This is a genomic window from Streptomyces sp. NPDC050485 (genome assembly GCF_044458185.1).
Taxonomy (GTDB): Bacteria; Actinomycetota; Actinomycetes; order Streptomycetales; family Streptomycetaceae; genus Streptomyces.
Map to the genome: position 1 here is coordinate 57,180 of NZ_JBITHR010000021.1, position 20,063 is coordinate 77,242.

Consider the following 20,063-nt stretch of genomic DNA (forward strand, 5'->3'; position numbering starts at 1 on the left):
GTCGCCAGACCGTGAACAGCATGGGGGAGCACCCAAGGGATACAGCGTTCATGGGTCTCACCTCCTGGTGTGCGTCACGGGCTCGGGAGAGACTATCGCAGCCCGAACGTCGTCCCGCCAACCGCCCTTTCCTCCGGGTCGGCTCCGGGCCAATTCCTGGCCGGCTCCGCGGCTACTTCCCCCAGGTGACCGGGAGGCGGTGCACCCCGTAGACGTCCATGTCGACGCGCAGCGGCACCTCCTCGGGCGGGACGGCGAGCCGCAGTTCCGGGAAGCGGGTGAACAGTGCCGGAAGGGCGACCCGCAGCTCGACGCGGGCCAGTTGCTGGCCCAGGCACTGGTGGACGCCATGGCCAAAAGCCAGATGCCCGGTGGCCTTGCGGCGCAGGTCGAGGGTGTCGGGGTCGGCGAACTTCGCGGGGTCGCGGTTGGCGGCCGCCACCGAGATGGTCACCGACTCGCCGGCCTTGATCAGCCGGCCGTCCAGCTCGACGTCCTCCAGCGCCGCCCTGACCCCGGTGTGGGCGATGCTCAGATAACGCAGCAGTTCCTCGACCGCCTGGTCGGCTAGGTCCGGCTCGCCGCGCAGGGCGGCGGCCTGCTCGGGGTGGCTCAACAGGGCGAAGGTGCCGAGCCCGATCATGTTGGCGGTCGTGTCGAGCCCGGCGGCCAGCAGGAAGCTGCCGATACCGGCCAGTTCGGTGTCGGTGAGGTCGCTGGCGGTCAGATCGCTGAGCAGGTCGTCGGTGGGGCGGGCCCGCTTGGCCAGCACCAGCCCGTGCACCACTTCCTGCAGCGCGGTGTACGCGGCGAACTGCTCCTCGCGCGTGGCGTCCAGGCCGCTCAGGGTCGCCGCGTGGCGCTGGAAGACCTCGCGGTCGCCGTGCGGAACGCCGAGCAGCTCGCAGATCATCAGCGCCGGGACGGGATGCGCGTACGCCTCCACCAGATCGACCGACGGGCCCTGGCGCTCCATGGCGTCGAGGCGCTCGGCGGTGATCTCCTCGACGCGCGTGGTGAGTTGACGCATCCGGCGGACGGTGAACTTGCCGGCGAGCAGCCGTCGGTAGCGGGTGTGCTCGGGCTGGTCGATCCCCGTGAGGTCGCCGACGGGCGCCGGAGGCATCTCGGTCATGCCCGGGCCCGGGAACGGGTAGTGCATGAGCTCGTACCGGGAGCTGAAGCGGGGGTCGGCGGTTAAGGAGCGGACGGTGGCGTGGCTGGTGGCCAGCCAGCCGATGTGCCCGTCGGGGTAGCGCATCCGGCTGAGCCCCTCCTGCTCGCGCAGCCCCGCCAGCTCACTCGGCGGATCGAACGGGCAGCCCGTCGGGCGAGTGGTGGGCAGCTGGACGGGGCCGTGGCTGGACGGTTGGTTTTCCATGGTTTCCTCCGGTGTGTGTCGGGCGTACTGAGCAACGACGTGCGCCTGAGCGGCGTCACTCCCAGGGGTGCTGCCTGGCGGGAACTTGCCCGCGGCGCTGGTTCCGGGCAGCACGAAGCCATGCCCTTGGCCGAATGGGCCAACGCCGCGGCAGCCGGGGGCAGTTGGACGGCTGGGGGCATGGGAGCCGGATCCCGGTGTGGCGCCGGGTCCGGGGTGGGTCAGGGGTGGGTCAGGGGTGGTGGATCACCTGGCGCGGCCCGGGCCGGAGACCGCGCGGATCAGGTGGTGCTGGGTGTGTGGTCACGGGCGGTGCGGATCAGGTGGTGCTGGGTGTGGTCAGGGGGCGGTGCGGATCAGGTGGTACGGGGTGTGGGTCAGGCGGCGGCGCGGATCAGGTGGTATGGGGTGTGGGTCAGGGGGCGGTGCGGATCAGGTGGTGCGGGGTGTGGTCAGGGGCGGCGGATCACGATGTCGCCGACTCCGGTACGGGCGCGCACCTCGACGGTCTCGTCGGAGGACGCGGGTCCTTCCGATGCGCCGATGGAGTTGCGTACGCTCCCGATCCGCGTGTTCACATCGAGCCAGGCGGCCGTGGACTCGCGGATGCCGATCTCCAGGTCACCGGCCGCGGTCTGCAACACGACTTGGCCGCGCGCCACTTCGCCGACCCGGATCCCGCCGCTGGCGGACTTGGCGTCGACACCCGCGTGCGCGATGCCCACGGAGATGCGGCCGTTGGACGACTTCGCGCGCAGATCGCCGGTGACCTCCCCGACGGTGGTCTCACCGTTCCCGTTCTTGACCGTCGCCGTGCCCGCGATCTCGCCGACATCGATCCGCCCGGCCCCGGTGACCTCGGCGTCCCCTGTCACCCGGTCCACGCGGATGTCGCCGTGGTCGGTGTTGAGCCGGACGGTGGCTGCCTCGTCGATCTGGATGTCACCGAGCGCGGTCTTGAACCGGACGTCTCCGAACACGCCCGCACAGGTGAGGTCCGCCATGGATGAGCCACCGTGGACGTCCGAACCTGCGGGCAGCTCGATGCTCACCTCGATCGACCCGGCCTTGCCGAACAGGGACCGCTTCCTGGGCCCCTTGACCTGCAACTTGCCGCCCGCGCAGGTGACTTTGGTCTGCTCCGCGGCCAGGAGGTCCGCGTCGTCGGCGCTGCTGCTCGGCAGCACCTCGACCACCGTGGCGGTGCGCTTGCCCGCGGTGATGCGGGCGGTGCCGACCTCGAATTCGAGGGTGACGGAGATGGGTTCGGGGGTGTCGAATTCAGGCATGGCTGTCCCGTCCTCATGGCTGTGGTGTGCGTTCCCGCTGGTGGGGCGGGTGAAGGGAGAAGTGGTGTGCGGTACGGGTCCGGGCTAGGGGGGGGCGGCGGATCATGTCCGGTGGGTCGCGCCTGACCCACCGGACACCATCCACCGGACACCCCCTACCGGACCCAGCCCGTGAAGCCCTGTCTGCCGAGCTGGCGGGTGCGTCCCTGCGATCTGCTGGGCTCGGCGGGTTCCAGGGCGGTGGCGACGGCCCGTACCAGCCAGGCGTTGACCGAGAGGCCCTCCTGGGCCGCGGCGTCCTCGACCCGGTTCTTGAGGTGGCCGGGGAGGCGGAAGTTGATCCGCGCGGTGCTGCCGTCGTCACCCTCCGCCGGGACGGGGGCCAAGGGCGCCCGCGCCCCGCTCGGCGCGCTGTCGCGCTCCCGCGCATCCTCGTACGCCTCCTGGCCAGGCGGCGGTGTCACCACGAACTCGGGGTCGAGCCCGCGCAGCCGTACGTCGACCGAACCCGGCGCGAGGTCACGGGTGACTTCACCCATGGCAGCGGACAGCGCGTTGAGCAGGGTGAGCCGGGCGGCCGACTCCAGCGGGGCGGTGAGCCGCTCGGCCAGGGCCCGCGCTTCGGCGCCGCCCGCGTCCGCGGCGACCGCGAGCTCGTGCCGGAGATGGTCGACATACGGAGTAAGGTCCATGACGCCATCTTGGCACCACGATGGCGTCATGGCAACCCGCGATGGCGCAGGCGTGGCATCCCTGCCGCCATGCGCTCGGATCCGGGGGCCAGGGGGTGTCCGGTGGATCAGACGTCGCGACCCCGGCCGTGATGCGCCAGACACCCCCTAGCGGCGGCGCCGTGGTCGCAGGCGGCGGATGCGTTCCTCCCAGCGGCCCGCACGCCGGCCGGCCGTCCAGATGCGGCGGGCCCAGCGCACTGCCAGGCGTGCTTGTCGGCGGGGGTCCATCACGCGGCCTCGTGGTGATGGGCAGGCGCTCCCTGCTGCTGGCTGCCGAGGGAGTCGCCGTCGAACTCGTCCATGACTCCAGGGTGGTGCGCCCGACCACCCGGCGCATGCCGAGTGGTGGTGAGAGTCGCCTGTCGCCGGGAGTCTGCAGCCCCCCGGCCAGGTGAGCGGTGGGTCAGCTCAGCCGGGCGTCCGCGTACGCGACCATCGCATCGCGCTGGTACTCCGCGAGCCCGTCAGCGACCTTGTCGAAGTTGGTACGGAACTGCGGGTCCTCGACGTACGTGTTGCCCAGCCCCTTGTACGCGGCCGCGTTCGGCGTCCAGAACCGGCAGACGCCCTGGTAGTGGGCGTCCACCTCGGCCTGCACCGCGGGATCGGTGACCGGGGTTCCGGCCACCATGAACTCCGCGAAGCGGATCATCTGCGCCGTCACCTCGCGCTGCCACCGCTCGGAGTCCTCGTCGGTCATCGTCGCGACGGCCTGCCGGGACTGCTCCCACGCCTTCGGCCACCGCTCGCGCACCTCGGCGTCGATGGCGGGGGAGGGCTCGAAGCCCTCGAACAGGTTCTCCGGCCTGTTGATTTTCGTCATGGCGTTGTCGCCCCTGTCTCTCTTGGATTCCTCCAGTTCGGCGATGGTGCGCCCGACCGTGCGGGCCAGCGTCTCCAGCCGGTCCCGCTCCCGCAGCAGCCGCTCGTGGTGCTCGCGCAGCACGGCCACCCGGTCGACCTGGCTGTCCAGCACCGCCTGGATCTCGCGCAGCCCCAGGTCCAACTCCCGCATCAGCAGGATCTGCTGCAGCCGCAGGAGATCCGCCTCCTCGTAATAGCGGTGCCCGTTGCTTCCGATCCACGCGTGCGGCAGCAGACCGATCTCGTCGTAGTGCCGCAGTGTCCGGGACGTCACCCCGGACATCCGGGCCACGTCCGCGATCGACCAGGCCATGGCCGTGCCTCCCATCGCCGGGCCGGTCTCTCCGGCCCCACAACCGACCGTACGAGTTGACGCAGCGGCAACCACAAGTCCGACCCGGTGTCCGGATCGTGCCACATGCGGGGGTCTGTTACCGGCCACCCGGGCCGCCGGGTCACCGCCCGGTGGCTTGATCACACCTGCGGGGCCGTCGGAGCTCGACAGTCGCATGAGCCGGGCTCCCAAGTGCCTGGAGGGAAGGGGTACTTGGGTGTGCCGTCCTTCACCGTGATGGGGGTTCCCGCCCGCCTGGCCGGGCCGTTCGCGCCGCCATGGACCGCTGCGCGGCATCTCAGGGAAGATCATGGGTGAGTCCGCCGATGGGAGGCCCATGGAGATCACCGTGGACACGTTCACCGCGCCCTGGGAAGGGGTGCTGGCAGAACCGGCCGGGGGCAGCTCGGTGGGGGTGCTGGTGCTGGCCGGTTCGAGCGGCCGCGTCGAGACCGATCGCTGTCGGCTGCTGGCGCGTGCGGGTATGACCGCCCTGTCGATCCGGTGGTTCGGCGGTGCCGGGCAGCCCGGGGGAATCTGCGAGGTCCCGCTGGAGACCTTCACGCAGGCGATCGACCTCTTGCAGACCAAGGGGGCGGAGCGGATCGGTGTGCTCGGGGCGTCCAAGGGCGCCGAGGCCGCTCTGCTGCTGGCCGTCCGCGATCCGCGGATCGACGCGGTGGTGGCGGTCTCGCCGACGTCCCTGGTCTGGGGGAGCCTTGGTCCCGGCGTCGACGGCGAGAGCCACCCCTGTCGCTCCTCCTGGACGTGGCAGGGCAAGCCCGTCCCGTTCGTCGCGTACGACGACGACTGGACTCCGGCGGAAGCGGACGGCGAGCCCGTCGCCTACACGCCGCTCTACGAACGCAGCCGGCAGACCTTCGCCGAGGACGCCCGGCGGGCCGCGATCCCGATCGAGCGGTTCACGGCGGAGGTGCTGCTGGTGGCGGGCGGGGACGACGAGTTGTGGCCGTCGTTGCTATTCGCGCGGGAGTTGGTGTCCCGCGGCGCGTCGGCGGGCCGCCCGGTGAAGCTCATCAGCACCCCCGACGCCGGACACCGCCCGCGACTGCCGGGGGAGGGCCCACCAGCCCCTTCCGGCCGGTTCCGGCACGGCGGCACGCCGGAAGCGGACGCGGCGCTCGGTGCGAAGGCCTGGCCGGACATCGTGGGCGTACTCGGCGGCCGGGACGGCCCCGCTGCCACGGCCTGAGGCGCAACACCGGGTGTTGCAGTAGTAGTTGAGTACAGGCGGCCACAGCGTTGCTGACGCCGCGCACCAGGCCGACACCGCCGTGCCGCGCGCCGCCCTCGACGCCCCGGCCCACCGGTTGATCGCCGCGCAACCGGGCCGGCGCAGCCCCAAGTGGCGCCCGCGCCTCGGGCACCGCACGTTGATGAGGATTTCCGAAATCGGATCTTCCGTGGCGGCTGCGACACGTGCACGCTCGGGGCGTACGAGGCTGAGCCGACCCATCACGGCCCGCCAGACGGGAGTTGGGGACGGCGAGTGGCGTATCGGCCGGTAGGTGGAGGCCGCTCCATCATCATTCAGTCCCTCCCCAGGAGCAACCGGCAGTGTCGGCAGCCGAGTTGCGGTTCGACTCCTGTCCGCGGACACTGCTGTACATACATGGGTACGTGATCCCGAAACCGCCGGGCTACCGGGAAGTCGAGGGCACAAGGGGGTCCGGCCCTACGCGTCGTCGTCCCAGGCCATCGAACTCATCCGCCACCCAGCAGGCGTCCGCACGAACTGGGTGGTCTTGTGACCCGAGCCCTCGAACCATTCGCCATTGAGGAAACCGGACTTGCGATATTCGCTGAAGCGGTGCGCGACCGACCCGAACACTTCGGTCCGCTCGGCGACTTCCCATTCGGAGAATTCCGTCAGCGACCCATCGGTGAGCATTTTCTCCCGGGGCTCGATGAACGCGTCGAGATCGTAGATCACGGGCTCATCCCCGACATTGTTGATGATCATCCCTTGCGGAATGAACACCTCCCGGATGATGCCGATGTCGGGCGGAGTGCCACCGGTGTTGGTGAACGCGCTGAGGAAGGCACCCATCAACTGGTCCAGCTCGCCCTTGACTTCGGACACAAATACCCCTCCCGTGGAGAATCGCCTCGCTCGTGATCGTCACCCATGGCGGGCGTCTCGGCAAGGCCGATGTATGTCACACAGTAAAGCCGATGAGGGGAGTTACCGGCTCGCGACGTAGGGGCGGTCCCGGCGGGCGTCGTGGAGGACCGTGCCCCACCAGAGCAGCTGGTCGAGCATGACCTTGGCGGAGCCTTGCGGACCCTCCGGGTCGAGGAGGGTGCCGTCGGGGGAGAAGAGCAGGTAGTAGCGGGGGAACGAGACGTAGTCGCGGACGGTGTGGGCCTGCAACTCGTTGAAGACCTGCCGCAGTTGCTCGATGGCGAGCAGGCCGCCGCTGGCGCCGCTGTAGCCGACGAAGCCGATCGGCTTGGCCTGCCACTCGGTGTAGTGCCAGTCGATGGCGGCCTTCAGGGACGCCGGGAAGCTGCGGTTGTAGTCGGGGGTGACGATGACGATCGCATCGGCGGCTTCGAGGCGCCTGGTCAGTTCGGCCATGGACGCGGGGCGGGGCAGGTCGGGCTGCATCGCCGGCGGCACGGGCGGAAGTGCGAGGGGGATGTCGATGTCCGCCAGGTCGATCACATCGACCGCGAACTCCCCGTGCTGTTCGGCCTGTTCGGTGAACCAGTTCGCCACCACCGGTCCGAAGCGTCCCTCGCGGACGCTGCCGATGATCACTGCGAGCTTCAGCTGCTCACTGGGCATGGTGGTGCTCCTCAAGACGAGAGTGCCGGGTGGCCGGTCCCCGAGCGGGGCCGTGCACTCCAAGCTGCCTCGCCGTCGCGGGAGGAGGAAGGCCGGGCGGAGAGTGGTACCGGCAGGGCCATGATCCGGTCCATCGGCTGGTGTTACGTTCGGCGGGTGAGCGACAACGAGCTGGGCCTCTTCCTGCGTCTTCGCCGTGAGGCCGTCACACCGGCCGAGGCGGGACTGCCCGCGGGGCCGCGTCGCCGCACGCCCGGACTGCGCCGCGCGGAACTGGCGACGCTCGCGGGGGTCAGCGTCGAGTACGTCACCAGGCTGGAGCAGGGCCGGGACCGCAGGCCGTCGACGCAGGTCCTGTCGGCGCTGGCGGACGCGCTCCGGCTGACCGCCGGCGAGCGCGTCCATCTGCACCGGCTCGCCAAAGGCGCTGACGCGGGCTTCAGTTGTACGGGCGGGGCCGGCCCGAACAGGGTGGTGCGGCCCGCCGTGCAGGCGCTGCTCGACCGGCTGGAACCGGCGTCCGCGGTGGTGATGAACCGGCTGAGCGAGATCCTGGCCTGCACGGACGGCTACCGGCGGCTGGCCGGGCCGGTCGGCGTGCTGGACGGCGGTGACGGCAGCCCGCCGAACCTCGCGCGTTTCGTCTTCACCGACCCGCGGGCCCGCACGGCCTATCCGGACTGGGAGCGGGTCGCCGACGAGCAGGTCGCGGCCCTCAAGCAGGGGCCGGGGCAGGCCGATGCCCATGTCGGCGCGCTGATGGACGAGTTGACCGTGACGTGCGGGGCGGAGTTCACGCGGCGGCTGGACATGCTGCCGGGACTGCCGAGGGCGAGCGCGGTCCTGCGGATGGCCCACCCGGAGGCGGGCGAGCTGCGACTGGCGTACGAGACGCTCGAACTGCCCGCCGACGACGACCAGCGGCTCATCGTGCACCTCCCGGCCGACGAGGCGACCGCCGCCGCGCTGGACCGCCTCACCGGCCGCCGCCCGGGCGCCCTGCGGGCCGTCTGAGCAGCCAGCCACCCCGGGCCTCGGCACGCCAGCCGACCCCAGAAGCGCCACACAGATCGGCGGTGGCCCCGCACGGCCTCCGGGATTCGCGTCGGAGCCGCACATGAGGGCCTGGATGCCTCAGACACAGGCTCTGAAGCATCCAGGCCGCTCTGGCTTCGGTCAGTTCCAGCTAGCTCCCGCTACGGATCAACGACATCAACACCCCGTGGGTTTCCGCGTCGGCGGCCACGACAAGGCCGCGGCCTGCCGGTCCGAGCGGGGCGCCGTCGACCCCGGTGACTACACAGCCGGCGGCCCGGCACAGGGCGATGCCGGCGGCGAAGTGCACGCTCCCGGACAGATCGCCGCCGTCGGTGACGTACGCGGCACGCTTGCCGGCGGCGACCCAGGTCAACGCCAGCGTCGTGGACACGACACGCGGGCGGAACCGTTCGACGAACCCGGGGTGCGCCAGCAGGTCCACCGCCCGGAAGCCGGGCGCGCTCGGGAACGGCGGGTCCAGGTTGACGTCCACCAACTGGGTGGCGGACGTGGGCGCCAGCCGCGCGTCGGACCCGTCGTGCCGCACCCCGGCGGTCGCACCGTCAGTGAAGAAGACCTCCCCACTGAACGGGTCGGCCACCGCCGCCGCCCCGTCGCGCAGCGCCACGTTGACGGCCACCGTCATGTTGCCGACGGCGTAGTTCAGGGTGCCGCACAGCGGATCCACCAACCACTGGCGCACGGCCTCGGCGGCACCCTGCTGCCCGCCCTCCTCGCCGAGCACCGCGTCATCGGGCCGGGCGGCACGCAGCACGCCGAGAATTGTCTTCTCCGCCTCGACATCGGCGGCGGTGGCGAAGTCCCCGGCGCCCTTGTCGATACGGGTGAGTCGCTTGCCGTACATGGTGCGCACCACATCCGCCCCGGCACGGGCCGCAGCCATCGCAACCCCGGTATCGTCAAGGCCCGCATATGAGTCGATCATGCCGCGCAGAATACCGGCGGCGGCGATCCCCTACGGCCTCGACCGAGGGCGTTCACCCACTCCGGTGCTGCCGCGAGGCCGGGGGTGGTGGCGACTGGGTCGGCTGTGCTTGCCCATGCGCTCGATGGCCTCAGGCGGCGATTGTCGTCGGCGGCACCCCAATTCCCCGTGCCCTGGGGGAAGCCGGTGAACACCCCCGCCGCCAACCCCTCAACTCCCGTCGTACGGAGTCTTGTTGAGGACGCGGGCCAACTCCCGCAGGTCCGACGACGACGTACCGCCATCGCCACCCCCGCCGCAGCGACCGCCACCACGGCCGAGTCCGGCCGCCTGAAAGGGCGTTCGGAGGCATCGCGATGGATCAGCCGCCGTCGGTGAAGTGCCAGTACGTCGTGGCCTCCGGGCGCAGCCGACGGGCCAGCGGGTCGCCGATCAGGCGATGCAACCGGCCCCACGGCGTGATGGCCAGGTAGTAGAAGGCAGCGAGCAGAATCCGGCGCACGGTGGTGCACCTCCTCGGGATCGGGCGGCGGGCAGGCGAGTTGGTGGGTGGGAGTGGGAGGTGGGTGGGGGGAAGTCGGCGGCGGTCCTACGGGAAGCTCCTCCGAGGAGCGGCCTACGGGGACGAACCCCTCAGTCCACCGGAATCCTCGCCCGCCAGTCCCCCTTCTCCTCCCACACCGGCTGCGCCTCCTTCAACAGCAGGAACCCCCCGATGGCCAGCGCGTCGATGTTGGTCCGCATGAAGCATGTGTACGCGTCGTCCGGGGTGTTGACGATGGGCTCCCCGCGTACGTTGAACGACGTGTTGATCAGCACCGGGCAGTTCGTGCGCTCCTTGAAGGCGAGCAGCAGGCGGCGCAGATGTGGGTGGGCCGGGCCGACCGTCTGGACGCGGGCGGTGCCGTCGATGTGGGTGACGGCGGGGACGGTCGACCGGGCAACCCGCAGCAGGTCGAGCCCGCTGGTGCCGGCCGGCACCTCGTGGTCCAGCCGCTGCGCCGCGGACACCCGGCTCACGAGGAGCATGTACGGGCTGTCCTGCCGCAGGTCGAAGTAGTCCTTGGCGTCCTCGGCCAGGACGGCGGGCGCGAACGGGCGGAAGGATTCGCGGAACTTGGTCCGCAGATTGAGTGCCGACTGCATGCCGGGATCGCGCGGGTCGGCGAGGATGGAGCGCGAGCCCAGCGCCCGGGGCCCGAACTCCATCCGGCCCTGGAACCACCCCACGATCTTCCCGTCGGCCAGCGCGGCGGCCACCTCCCGGGCCAGCGTGTCCGGTTCGAGCCGGGTGTAGGGCGCGCCGAGGCGGTCGAGGCAGGTGGCGATCCGGTCGTCGGAGTACTCGGGTCCCAGCAGCGCCCCCGACATGGCGTCCCGAGCGGACTTCGGACGGGGTCGGGGCAGGGCAGCGCCGTCCGCTCCCGACGTGGCGTCCCGATGGGATTTGGGACGGGGTCGGGGCAGAGCAGCGCCGTCCGCGTCATGACTGTCCGTCAGATGGGAGCGGGGTGCGCCCCGCCCATGCGCGACCGCCAGCGCCGCGCCCAGCGCGCCGCCCGCGTCACCCGCCGCCGGCTGCACCCACAGCTCGTCGATTCCCGCCTGTTCGACCACCTTCCCGTTGGCCACGCAGTTGAGCGCCACGCCGCCCGCCATGCACAGGCGTGACTCGCCGGTCAGCTCGCGTGCGGTCCTGGCGAGCCGGACCACGACGTCCTCAGTGACCTGCTGCACGGAGGCCGCGAGGTCGAACTCCCGCTCCGTCAGCGGGCCTTCGGGCTGCCGCCTGGGGCCGCCGAACAACTCTTCGAAGGCGCGGCCGGTCATGACGCGGCCGCGCAGGTACTCGAAGTGGCGGACGTCGAGCCGGAAGGTCCCGTCCGGCTTGATGTCGATCAGCCGCTCGCGGATGAGCGGGGCGAAGCGCGGCGTCCCGTACGGCGCCAGGCCCATCAGCTTGTACTCCCCGGAGTCCACCTTGAAACCGCAGAAGTAGGTGAACGCCGAGTACAGCAGGCCCAGCGAGTGCGGGAAGCGCAGCTCGGCCAGTTGTCGCAGCTCAGTGTCCCGGCCGTGCCACAGCGTGGTCGTCGCCCACTCCCCGACGCCGTCGATGCACAGCACGGCGGCGGCGGGGAAGGGACTGGGGTGGAAGGCGGACGCGGCGTGCGATTCGTGGTGGCGGAGGGCCACGACCGGGGGCACCGCCCGCCCGCCCCGGGCGAGTTCGTCGCGTACCGCGTCCGCGGCCCTGCGCTTCCAGCGCAGCCACCCGGGAAACGAGTCCTGGAAGGCGGGCAGGGCGTGCGGGGCGGCACCGGCGAACGTGGCCATGACCCGGCGGAACTTGAGCGCCGGGTCCTCGTAGTACGCCACCGCCGACAGGTCGCCGAGAGCGATGCCGCCCTCGTTCAGGCAGTACTCGACGGCCTGCCGGGGAAAGGACGGGTCGTGACGGCGGCGGCTGAACCGCTCCTCCTGGGCCGCCGCGACCGGCACGCCGTCGGCGACCAGGGCGGCGGCGCTGTCGTGGTAGTACGCCGACAGACCAAGCACCAGCTCCGTCACGTTCCTGTCCCTCCTCGGATGCGGGCGGCCGGTACGGTCAGAACATCGGGTAGATGGAGGCGTCGTCCTTGGGCTGGGCCTTCAACTTCGGTTTGCGGCGCAGCAATCGGTTCAGTACGTTCCGCAGCAGTGTCATCGTGACCTCCTCCTCCGCTCTACGGTCATCGCGGCTTCCTCCGCTCTACGGCAGTTCCAGGTGCTCGGCGAGCACGCGGGCCACGGTGTCGTAGCCCGCGTCCACGCAGTGCACGCGGTCCACGAACAGCCAGTCGTCGTCGGCGACCGCCTCACCGAGCGCCGGATTGAGATCGAAGAAGCCGACCCCGGCGCTCGCGCAGCCCTCGCGCAGCGCCTGCGCGTAGCGGCGGCCGACCTCCATCGAGGCGATGTCGTTGTGCAGCCGCCGCCAGTTGGAGACCTCGTCCAGTTCGTCGAAGAGCGCCTTCTCCTGCGGGGCGGGCTCCTCGCGGACCCAGGGGGCCAGCGGTTGCAGTACGTAGGTGAGGCGGGCGCCGAACGCGGTGGCGAAGCGCTGCCAACCCTTGAGGTGACGCACCGTCAACTCACTGGCTCGGGCGATGCGTTGGTCGGGGGTGGGGAGGTTCTCCGGTGCCGGGCCGCATTCGAAGAAGGCGCCGTGGCGGCCCTGCTGGGACTCCGGGAGCCTGCTGAGGACCAGGTTGTTCACACCCGACAGCACGACGATCTCCTCGACCTCGTCCAGATAGTGCTGGAAGAGGGTGGTGAGCATCAGCTCCTGTACGGAGTTCAGGCTCTGGCCCGCGAAGTTCAGCCACGGGCGCCCGGGGGCGTGGCGGCTGCCGAGGCGGGAGGGGACGGTGGCGTGGTCGCCGGTGGCGCCGACGCCGAAGACGGCGGAGCTGCCGGCAAGCAGCCGCACCGGCCCCGGCGGGCGCTCGCCCGCCACGGAGGCCGTCCGGCCGTCCGCGGTGTGCGAGATCCGGAAGCCGCACGGGTCGGTGCGGTAGACCGGGGTGTTCTCGTTGCCGTACTGGAAGAAGCCGATGTACGGCTGGTCCTCCAGGACGAACGTGTAGTGCTCCATCTGGGGCGTCAGTTCGGCCCGTGGGGACTTCACGGCGGTCTGCCCTCCTTCTCACCTCGTCAGGGGTACGGGTTACAGGTCGTACAGGGCGCCGGGACGGTCCTCGCGGATGAGGTCGGCGTTGATGGCCATCGCGGCCAGCGCGCCGCTGGCCGCCGCCATGGCCGCCTGCTGCATGTTCTTGCCCAGGTCGCCGGCGACGTAGAGACGCGGCAGCGAGGTGCGGCCGCGCTCGTCGGTCTGCACCTCGGTCAGGTCGGCCGCCTGGAGCCAGGGGCGCAGCGGCCGCACCCTCGGCTCGGTCTCCAAGTGCGTGAACAGGGCGGTGAATTCGAGGGACCGGCCGTCGTCCAGCTTGACGCTGACCCCGTCGGGATGACCGGCGATGCCGAGCACCTTGTCCGCGACCGTGGGCACCCCCGCGGCGGCGAGCCGGGCCTGCTCGTCCGCGGGCAGTTCGCGCTGGTCGGAGAGATAGGTGAGGGAGGACGCCCACACCGTGAGGGTCGCGGCCAGGCACTCGCTGGGCACCCCGCCGCCGTAGACGCCGAACGCGCCGTCGCGCACCTCGTAGGCGTGGCAGTACGGGCACTCGAAGACGCTTTTGCCCCACAGGTCGGCGATGCCGGGGAGGTCGGGCAGGATCGAGCGGACCCCGGCCGCGTACAGCACCGTACGGCTGCGCAGTTCAAGGCCCGAGCGGGTCACGGTGACGACCTCGTCGCCGTCGGGCGACACGGAGGTCACCTCGTCGTCGCGCAGCTCCACCCCGTATCCGGCGATCTCGGCGCGGGCCCGCTCCCGGAAGTCCGCGATCGTCACACCGTCGTTGGTGACGACGTTGTGCATGACCCCGGCCGCCATGTTCCGCGCGTCGCCCGAGTCGATCAGCACGGTCCGGCGGCGCGAGCGGCCCAGGTACAGAGCGGCGTTCAGGCCCGTGGGGCCGCCGCCGACGATCACGGCGTCATAGGGAGTGGCTGTCATTTTCTCCTCTTTCATCTTCTGTGTTCGGGTTGTGCGAGCCCGTGGCGTCCGCGAGATCCTGGGTCAGGACGACCTTGCGCAGCGGGGCGAGCAGGACGAGGGCGCCCACGATCAGGGCGGCTCCGAACGTCACGAAGACCGTGGCGACGGAGGAGAAGCGGGCGAGCAGGCCGCCGAGGGCCGCCCCGACCGGCATGGTTCCCCAGGAACACAGTCGCGACACGCTCATCACGCGCCCCTGGAGTTCGGCCGGGGCGAAGCGCTGGCGCAGGGACAGGACGGGGATGTTCCAGCTCATCATGAACACGCCGTTGCACAGCAGCGCGGCACCCACCGCCACCACGTTCCCGGCGAGCCCCATCGCGATGTACGCGCTGCCCGACAGCACAAGCGACGCCATCGCGAGGGGGATGGTGGGCACCTGCTCGGCAAGGCGGCCGGCCAGCCACGTGCCGAAGACCGAGCCGATCGAGCCGACGGTGAGCAGCAGTCCGTAGCCGACGGCGTGCAGGTGCAGCGGTCCGTACGCGAGGAGCACCAGCATGGAGAAGGTCGCCGAGTACACAAGGCCGTACAGCGCGCTCGCCGCGAGGGTGCGGGCGAGCGCCGCGCGGCCGAGCACGAAGCCGACGCCCGCCCGGATCTCCCGCCACATCGAGGAGCCGGCCCGAGCGGTCTCGCGCGGCGCTGGTACGACCCCGGCGAGGCCGGTCAGCAGGATGGCGGCGATCGCGTACAGGGCGCCGCCGGTGGCCAGCGCGAGGGTGGCGCCGACCCCGACGAGGAGCCCGGCGAGCGGCGGGCCCGCCATCTCGTTCAGGATGACCTGCGGGGCGAGCAACTGCCCGTTGGCGCGCTCCAGTTGCTCGGGGGCGACGATCGCGGGCAGCATCGCGGGCCCGGCGGTCTCGGCGAGCGTCTCGGCGATGCCGAGCACGAAGGCGAGCCCGTACAGCAGGGGCACCGAGCCCCCGGCGGCGAACGCCGCGATCGCCCCGAGCAGTACGACGGTCCGCACGACGTTGCTGAGGAGCAGCAGCCGGCGGCGGTCGTGGCGGTCCACCAGCACACCCGCGGGCAGCGCGAACAGCAGCCAGGGAAGCATGTTGACGGCGGTGAGCCCGGCCACCACCAGCGGCTGGGGATGTCCGGCGACCACGAGCAGGGGCAGCAGCGTACGGGTGATGCCGTCCCCGGCGTTGGAGGCCACCGAGGACGCCCAGAGCCAGCGGAACGGGCGTCCGAGCCGGGGCGTGCCCCGCGTGGCCGGAGGATCTGCCGTGGTCAAGAAACCTCACTCTGATCTGGTGCCGGAACCGGTGCGCGGTGCTGCGTTCAGGCGGACCAGCTGCGCAGACCCAGGAGCCGTTCACCGAGCGGGGTCAGCTCGGCGCGGTCGTACAACTCGCGTTCCCGCTTGCGGGGTTGGCCGTGGTGTTCGTGCTCGTGCGGCGGGATCCGGTCCCGCCAGAACGCGATCCGGGTGTCGCGCAGGGCGGTGTCGTGCTCCAGGGCCGGGGCCATGGAGATGTACTGGGCCATGCGCACCTGGTCCGCCGAGCGGTTGGGCCGCACTCCGTGCGGCAGCAGGCTGTTGAAGATGATGAGGTCCCCGGGATCCACCCGGGGGGTGACGATCTCGTGGCCGGTGAGGTCCGGGGTCATCGGGTCGCGGTCGGCGGGCTGCTCGGCGAGCCAGTTGTCGAGCTTCTCGAAGATGCCCGGCACGCACTGGAACCCGCCGATGTCCTCGTTGCCGGCGCTGAGCGACAGGACGCCCTGGCAGCTGACCGGCAGCGGGCGCCGCGAGGTGTCGACGTCCCAGTGGACGAAGCCCTCGAACTCCCGGGTGCCGCGGTTGGGCGGGTTGACGTTGGCGAAGTCGATGACCACCCACAGGTCGGTGGTGTCCCAGAGGTCCACGAAGGCGTCGTAGAGGCGCGGGGTCTGCCGGTTGTCCCACATCGCCTGGTGGTTGTAGATCTCCACCAGACCGCTGTGTCCGGGCAGCCGCTGACTGGGCGCGTCGCTCTTGTACCAGGTGGCCTGGTCGGCCGGGTCCATGTCCTCGAACGCGAACAGCGCCCGGGTCAGCCGTTCCACGTTGTCGGCGGGGACCGCCTGGCGCACGATGACATAGCCGAGGGTGATCCACTGCTCCCAGTCCTGCGGCGACAGGGTGCGCAGGGGCAGCCGTTTGCGGACGTCCCTGAGCTGGGTGGCTTCCATCGAGCTCCTCGTTCCGGTTGGTGCGGTGAGATGTCGGGAGAGGTCAGGAGTGGATGACGGTGCGCTCGTCGGCGAGTACGACGGCGTCCAGCGGGGTGCCATCGAGCAGGGCGAGCGCCTCGTCGAGGCTGTTGAGGATCGGGCGGCCCCCGGCGTTGGCGCTGGTGTTGATGACGACGGGAAGTCCGGTACGGGGCTGAAGGGCGAGGCAGAGCCGGTGCAGCAGCGGGTGTTCGGCCGAGGTCACCGTCTGCAGGCGGGCGGTGCCGTCGATGTGCCGGACCTCGGTCAGCTCCTCGGCCCGCTCGGGGCGCACCCGTACGGCGAAGAGCATCCGGTCGGTCTGGTCGAGCGGGCCGCTGAAGTACTGGTCGGCCACCTCCACCGGGCACAGCGGGGACACCGGGCGGAACCACTCGCGGTGCTTGATGGCCTGGGAGACGTGCTTGCGCGCGCCGGGCCAGTGCGGGGAGACCAGGAGCGAGCGGTGGCCCAGGGCGCGCGGGCCGGTCTCCATGCCGCCCGCCAGCCAGGCCACGCAGTGGCGGTCGGCCAGCAGCTCGGCGACGCGGTCGATGAACTCGGCCTCGCTCGCCAGGACTTCACGGCGGTGACGGGTGTCGGCAGTGCTGGTGATGAGCGCGGGGCCCGCGTAGGCGGGCTCGGCGTCCGCCGCGCGGCGGGGCCGGTCCTCCGCGTTCGCCAGCGCCAGCGCGGCGCCCAGCGCGATGCCCGAGTCGTCGCAGCAGGTCGGGATGTGGATACGGTCGAACAAGTCGGCCTGCGCCAGGCGGGAGTTGGCGAGGATGTTCAAGGCGCAGCCGCCCGCATAACACAGCACCCGGTACTCGGGATGGCGCTCGCGCAGCGCCGTGACCAGGTACAGCAGGTCCTGCTCCACGGCCGCCTGCACGGTCGCGGCCAGATCGCGGCAGACCGCGTCCTCGGGGCTCGTGCCGATCACGAAGCGGCGACCGGACGCGGCGCGGATCTCGTCGGGGAAGATCTCGCCGTAGGAGTGCACCACGTCGTCGTCGGTGGCGTCGGCGAGCAGCCCGTCGAGATAGCCGCCGGAGCTCTCGTCGTACTCGAACCAGCTGTCCTCGTACCGCAGTGCGCTGCCGATGGGCGCGGTGGCGCCGAGCGGCGCGAACAGCTCGTCGGCGCGCCGGGACCGCTCCCCGATCATCATGGCCCGCACCACCGGCAGCAGATCCGGGTCGACCTCGCCGGTGGCGGCGAGACCGAGGAGCTTGCCGGTGTCGAACTGGCCGCCGTGGACGCGCCGGGCCAGCGCCTCGTACAGCAGGCCGAAGCGCGGGCCGGTGCGGTTGTCGAACGACCGGACGGGCACCAGGTCGTCCCCGTCGCCGAGGCAGACCATGCCGCACTCGGCGTAGTTGCCGGTGCCGTCCAGGGCCAGGGTGAGCGCCTTGGACTCGCCGGAGGTGTAGTAGGCGAGGGCGGCGTGCGCGTAGTGGTGGCGCACCGCGGTGAGCGGCACCGAGCGGGTGGCCCCGGTGAGCGCCCACTCCACCGGCTTCAGCGGGCGCAGCACCGAGGTCGCCAGGGCGTCACCCGGCCTGCTCCAGGTGATGTCCTGCCCGACCAGTTCGGTGAGCGGGCCGGGCAGGATCTCGCAGGCCGGGGTGTACCAGTCGGACACGGCGATGCCGGTGACCGGGCCGCCGGCCCGCGCGAACAGCGTGCCGATCCAGCCGCCGACCTCATCGGCGAACGTCTCGTTGCCGCCGCACACATGGCGCAGTCCCACCTGGCGTTCGGCCTCGATGACGTGGACGCCCGAGGCCTCGGCCAGGGCGGCGCCACCGTCGTGTCCGAAGTTCAGACCGATCGTCGGCATACGGTGCAGCTCCCTCTCAAACGGCGGAGACGACCTGGGCGTGGTGCCGTTCGAGCAGTCCCTGCACGGTTTCGCGCATGTACGCGCAGTACCCCGGTGACATGACCTGGATCGACCCGTTCTCCTCCTCAAGCGCCCCGGCCGAACCGCCCGAGCAGGTGCCCTGGAGCTCGCAGCCCTGGCAGCCGGGCCCGTTGGTGTAGGCGCGCATGCCGTAGTCGCGGTAGCCGGGGGAGTTGAAGATGCCGCGCCAGTCGTCGATCGAGCCGAGCTTGCGCGCGGTCGCCTTGCAGGCGAAGACGCTGCCGTTGGGCTCGATGGACAGCTGCCGGCCGACGGCCGGGCAGGTCTTGTAGTCCGCCTGGGCGGCCCACTTCTGCTCGTCGGCGATCATCTGGAACGTCTGGTACCAGTAGCCGCTCAGCTGCACCCCGCGCTCGCGTCCGTAGTCCACGGCCGAGAGCAGCCGCTGGGCCACGTCGTGCGGGCTGTGCTGCTGGAAGAACTCGTTCGCCTGGAAGGAGACGATGACGTCCAGGGAGTCCAGGCCCGCCTCGGCGACGAAGTCGATCAGCGGGGTGCCCCACTTGTCCCAGGTGTACTGCGAAAGCACCGTCGTGATGCTGACCGGGACCCCGGCCGCCTTCATGTCGAGGATCGCCTTGCGGACCACGGGCCAGGCGGTGCGCTGCTGCTGCCCGCCGCGGAACTCGCCGGTCTCGGGGACCAGGTAGTCGATCGAGACGGTGGTGTTGACCTGGTGCTCGGCGAGCGCGGCGAGCAGCTCGGCGTCGATCCGCGAGCCGTTGCTGGTCATGTCGTACGAGAGGCTGACGCCGTCGTAGGACTCCCCGAAGGTGCGCAGGATGTGCAGGATGGTGCCGCGTGCAAGGGTCGGCTCGCCGCCGAAGAACGACACGGTGAGCTCGCCGCCGCCGTTGGCCTTGCGCAGCGCGACGGCCTCCCGCAGGGTCTTCTCGGCGACCTCGGCCGACATGTGCATCGAGGGGTTGCGGCCGCCGTCGGTCCCCTCGTTCCAGTCGCCCTTGGCCAGGGTGGGTCCGGTGTCGCCGCGCGTCGCGCGCAGCTCGACCAGCACGGGACCGGGCTTGACGGACTCGCCGGAGTGGTTGCGCTCCTCGACGCCGCCGTCGAAGTTGTACGCGAAACAGCCCTGACAGCTGAAGTTGCACGCGTTGGTGAGGACCAGCTGGATCGAGGAGTGGAAGACACCGGTGCTGAGCGCCTCGCCGCGGGTGGACAGCAGCGCGTCGATCTCGGCCGCCTCGTCGTAGCCCGCCGCCACCAGGTACTTGGCCTCGATGAGGCTCTCCACGGTCTCCTTGTCGGCGCGCTCCCACAGCTTGTCCAGGGGCAGCCCCTCGGAGGCCGTGCGCAGCAGGTCGATCGTGTCGCGGTCCACCAGCCGGGCGTTGCCGAACAGGGAGTGGAAGGCAATGGTGCGATCGTCGTCGAAGTTCTCCAGGCGGCCGCCGAACCGCGAGTAGTCGCGGTCGTTCGCCGAGCGCAGGGTCCGGACGTAGCGGGAGGACTGATAAACCGGGGTGGACATCGGCGTGCTTCCTCCTGGGAGTTTCACGGTGTGCGGCGGGAAGCCTCAAGGAGTAAGGAGCAGCAGAGGGGCCCGTCGTGGTACGGGAGAACCGGGACCTGTCGCCACCGGGAAGACAGCGTGCTCAGACCACCCCGTGACGACAGGCCCCGGGAAAGAGGAGCGGCAACGAGCTCAGGCCCGGGCGCTCGTTTCCTCCGCCTTCGCGGTGGGAACCGACTCCGCCTTGGGACGCGGGGTGATCGTCGGCGCATTGCCCTTGTCGGTCGACACGAACCCGCAGGGCCGTGAAGACGCGGTGGGTGTCGGGTTGTTCATCTTGGTGACTTCGGCCATCTGGGTCACTCCTCGCCGTGAGATATACGGTGCGTGGAA

18 protein-coding genes are annotated in these 20,063 nt (G+C 71.0%); 2 read left to right on the forward strand and 16 right to left on the reverse strand.

From position 1 onward, the window contains the following. Positions 1–172: 172 nt before the first annotated feature. The 4 genes from ACIBK6_RS32310 to ACIBK6_RS32325 form a co-directional block, all read right to left on the reverse strand. Positions 173–1,381 (reverse strand): cytochrome P450, encoded by a 1,209-nt coding sequence (locus ACIBK6_RS32310; protein WP_399055266.1) that lies wholly within the window; start codon positions 1,379–1,381, stop codon positions 173–175. Positions 1,382–1,833: 452 nt separating this feature from the next. Beyond that, complete coding sequence (locus tag ACIBK6_RS32315) at positions 1,834–2,670, reverse strand: DUF4097 family beta strand repeat-containing protein (RefSeq protein WP_399055268.1); 837 nt, start codon at positions 2,668–2,670, stop codon at positions 1,834–1,836. A gap of 155 nt (positions 2,671–2,825) precedes the next feature. Then, positions 2,826–3,362, reverse strand: coding sequence for a hypothetical protein (locus ACIBK6_RS32320; RefSeq protein ID WP_399055270.1), 537 nt, complete (start codon positions 3,360–3,362; stop codon positions 2,826–2,828). 445 nt (positions 3,363–3,807) lie between these two features. After that, a complete protein-coding gene (locus ACIBK6_RS32325) occupies positions 3,808–4,581 on the reverse strand; it encodes a MerR family transcriptional regulator (RefSeq protein ID WP_399055272.1) in 774 nt (257 codons plus the stop codon). 358 nt (positions 4,582–4,939) lie between these two features. On the opposite strand from ACIBK6_RS32325, the gene ACIBK6_RS32330 reads away from it, so the two are divergent. Continuing rightward, positions 4,940–5,815, forward strand: coding sequence for an acyl-CoA thioester hydrolase/BAAT C-terminal domain-containing protein (locus ACIBK6_RS32330; protein ID WP_399055274.1), 876 nt, complete (start codon positions 4,940–4,942; stop codon positions 5,813–5,815). A 483-nt stretch (positions 5,816–6,298) separates the two neighbouring features. On the opposite strand, the gene ACIBK6_RS32335 is transcribed toward ACIBK6_RS32330, so the two are convergent. Beyond that, positions 6,299–6,706, reverse strand: a complete 408-nt coding sequence (locus tag ACIBK6_RS32335) for a DUF4440 domain-containing protein (protein WP_399055276.1) — start codon at positions 6,704–6,706, stop codon at positions 6,299–6,301. A gap of 102 nt (positions 6,707–6,808) precedes the next feature. Next, a complete protein-coding gene (locus ACIBK6_RS32340) occupies positions 6,809–7,414 on the reverse strand; it encodes an NADPH-dependent FMN reductase (protein ID WP_399055278.1) in 606 nt (201 codons plus the stop codon). Positions 7,415–7,570: 156 nt separating this feature from the next. On the opposite strand from ACIBK6_RS32340, the gene ACIBK6_RS32345 reads away from it, so the two are divergent. Then, a complete protein-coding gene (locus tag ACIBK6_RS32345; protein WP_399055280.1) occupies positions 7,571–8,428 on the forward strand; it encodes a helix-turn-helix domain-containing protein in 858 nt (285 codons plus the stop codon). A gap of 172 nt (positions 8,429–8,600) precedes the next feature. On the opposite strand, the gene ACIBK6_RS32350 is transcribed toward ACIBK6_RS32345, so the two are convergent. The 10 genes from ACIBK6_RS32350 to ACIBK6_RS32395 form a co-directional block, all read right to left on the reverse strand. Beyond that, positions 8,601–9,398 carry an inositol monophosphatase family protein gene (locus tag ACIBK6_RS32350; protein WP_399055282.1) on the reverse strand — a complete coding sequence of 266 codons (798 nt, stop codon included), beginning with the start codon at positions 9,396–9,398 and terminating at the stop codon, positions 8,601–8,603. 361 nt (positions 9,399–9,759) lie between these two features. After that, a complete protein-coding gene (locus ACIBK6_RS32355; RefSeq protein ID WP_399055284.1) occupies positions 9,760–9,900 on the reverse strand; it encodes a hypothetical protein in 141 nt (46 codons plus the stop codon). Positions 9,901–10,031: 131 nt separating this feature from the next. Next, on the reverse strand, positions 10,032–11,969 hold the full coding sequence (locus ACIBK6_RS32360) for a carbamoyltransferase (RefSeq protein WP_399055286.1): 1,938 nt from the start codon (positions 11,967–11,969) through the stop codon (positions 10,032–10,034). Between the two features lie 181 nt (positions 11,970–12,150). Beyond that, a complete protein-coding gene (locus tag ACIBK6_RS32365) occupies positions 12,151–13,068 on the reverse strand; it encodes an SGNH/GDSL hydrolase family protein (protein WP_399055288.1) in 918 nt (305 codons plus the stop codon). A gap of 39 nt (positions 13,069–13,107) precedes the next feature. Beyond that, the gene (locus ACIBK6_RS32370; RefSeq protein ID WP_399055290.1) at positions 13,108–14,022 is read right to left on the reverse strand and encodes an NAD(P)/FAD-dependent oxidoreductase; all 915 of its coding nucleotides are present in this window, start codon (positions 14,020–14,022) and stop codon (positions 13,108–13,110) included. After that, positions 14,003–15,310 (reverse strand): MFS transporter, encoded by a 1,308-nt coding sequence (locus ACIBK6_RS32375; RefSeq protein ID WP_399055292.1) that lies wholly within the window; start codon positions 15,308–15,310, stop codon positions 14,003–14,005. The genes ACIBK6_RS32370 and ACIBK6_RS32375 overlap by 20 nt, the downstream gene beginning before the upstream one ends. Before the next feature lie 47 nt (positions 15,311–15,357). Continuing rightward, positions 15,358–16,251, reverse strand: a complete 894-nt coding sequence (locus ACIBK6_RS32380) for a phytanoyl-CoA dioxygenase family protein (protein WP_399055294.1) — start codon at positions 16,249–16,251, stop codon at positions 15,358–15,360. 43 nt (positions 16,252–16,294) lie between these two features. Next, positions 16,295–18,115 (reverse strand): carbamoyltransferase C-terminal domain-containing protein, encoded by a 1,821-nt coding sequence (locus tag ACIBK6_RS32385; protein ID WP_399055296.1) that lies wholly within the window; start codon positions 18,113–18,115, stop codon positions 16,295–16,297. Between the two features lie 16 nt (positions 18,116–18,131). Next, positions 18,132–19,688, reverse strand: coding sequence for a radical SAM protein (locus ACIBK6_RS32390; RefSeq protein ID WP_399055298.1), 1,557 nt, complete (start codon positions 19,686–19,688; stop codon positions 18,132–18,134). 174 nt (positions 19,689–19,862) lie between these two features. Beyond that, positions 19,863–20,024, reverse strand: coding sequence for a hypothetical protein (locus tag ACIBK6_RS32395; protein ID WP_399055300.1), 162 nt, complete (start codon positions 20,022–20,024; stop codon positions 19,863–19,865). Between the last annotated feature and the right edge of the window lie 39 nt (positions 20,025–20,063).

What these genes read in the sequence shown, in the direction of transcription:
- ACIBK6_RS32390 (WP_399055298.1), bottom strand. Translation starts at nt 19,688, where the DNA reads ATGTCCACCCCGGTTTATCAGTCCTCCCGCTACGTCCGGACCCTGCGC.
- ACIBK6_RS32340 (WP_399055278.1), bottom strand. Translation starts at nt 7,414, where the DNA reads ATGCCCAGTGAGCAGCTGAAGCTCGCAGTGATCATCGGCAGCGTCCGC.
- ACIBK6_RS32330 (WP_399055274.1), top strand. Translation starts at nt 4,940, where the DNA reads ATGGAGATCACCGTGGACACGTTCACCGCGCCCTGGGAAGGGGTGCTG.
- ACIBK6_RS32315 (WP_399055268.1), bottom strand. Translation starts at nt 2,670, where the DNA reads ATGCCTGAATTCGACACCCCCGAACCCATCTCCGTCACCCTCGAATTC.
- ACIBK6_RS32350 (WP_399055282.1), bottom strand. Translation starts at nt 9,398, where the DNA reads ATGATCGACTCATATGCGGGCCTTGACGATACCGGGGTTGCGATGGCT.
- ACIBK6_RS32395 (WP_399055300.1), bottom strand. Translation starts at nt 20,024, where the DNA reads ATGGCCGAAGTCACCAAGATGAACAACCCGACACCCACCGCGTCTTCA.
- ACIBK6_RS32385 (WP_399055296.1), bottom strand. Translation starts at nt 18,115, where the DNA reads ATGCCGACGATCGGTCTGAACTTCGGACACGACGGTGGCGCCGCCCTG.
- ACIBK6_RS32310 (WP_399055266.1), bottom strand. Translation starts at nt 1,381, where the DNA reads ATGGAAAACCAACCGTCCAGCCACGGCCCCGTCCAGCTGCCCACCACT.
- ACIBK6_RS32380 (WP_399055294.1), bottom strand. Translation starts at nt 16,251, where the DNA reads ATGGAAGCCACCCAGCTCAGGGACGTCCGCAAACGGCTGCCCCTGCGC.
- ACIBK6_RS32370 (WP_399055290.1), bottom strand. Translation starts at nt 14,022, where the DNA reads ATGACAGCCACTCCCTATGACGCCGTGATCGTCGGCGGCGGCCCCACG.
- ACIBK6_RS32320 (WP_399055270.1), bottom strand. Translation starts at nt 3,362, where the DNA reads ATGGACCTTACTCCGTATGTCGACCATCTCCGGCACGAGCTCGCGGTC.
- ACIBK6_RS32325 (WP_399055272.1), bottom strand. Translation starts at nt 4,581, where the DNA reads ATGGCCTGGTCGATCGCGGACGTGGCCCGGATGTCCGGGGTGACGTCC.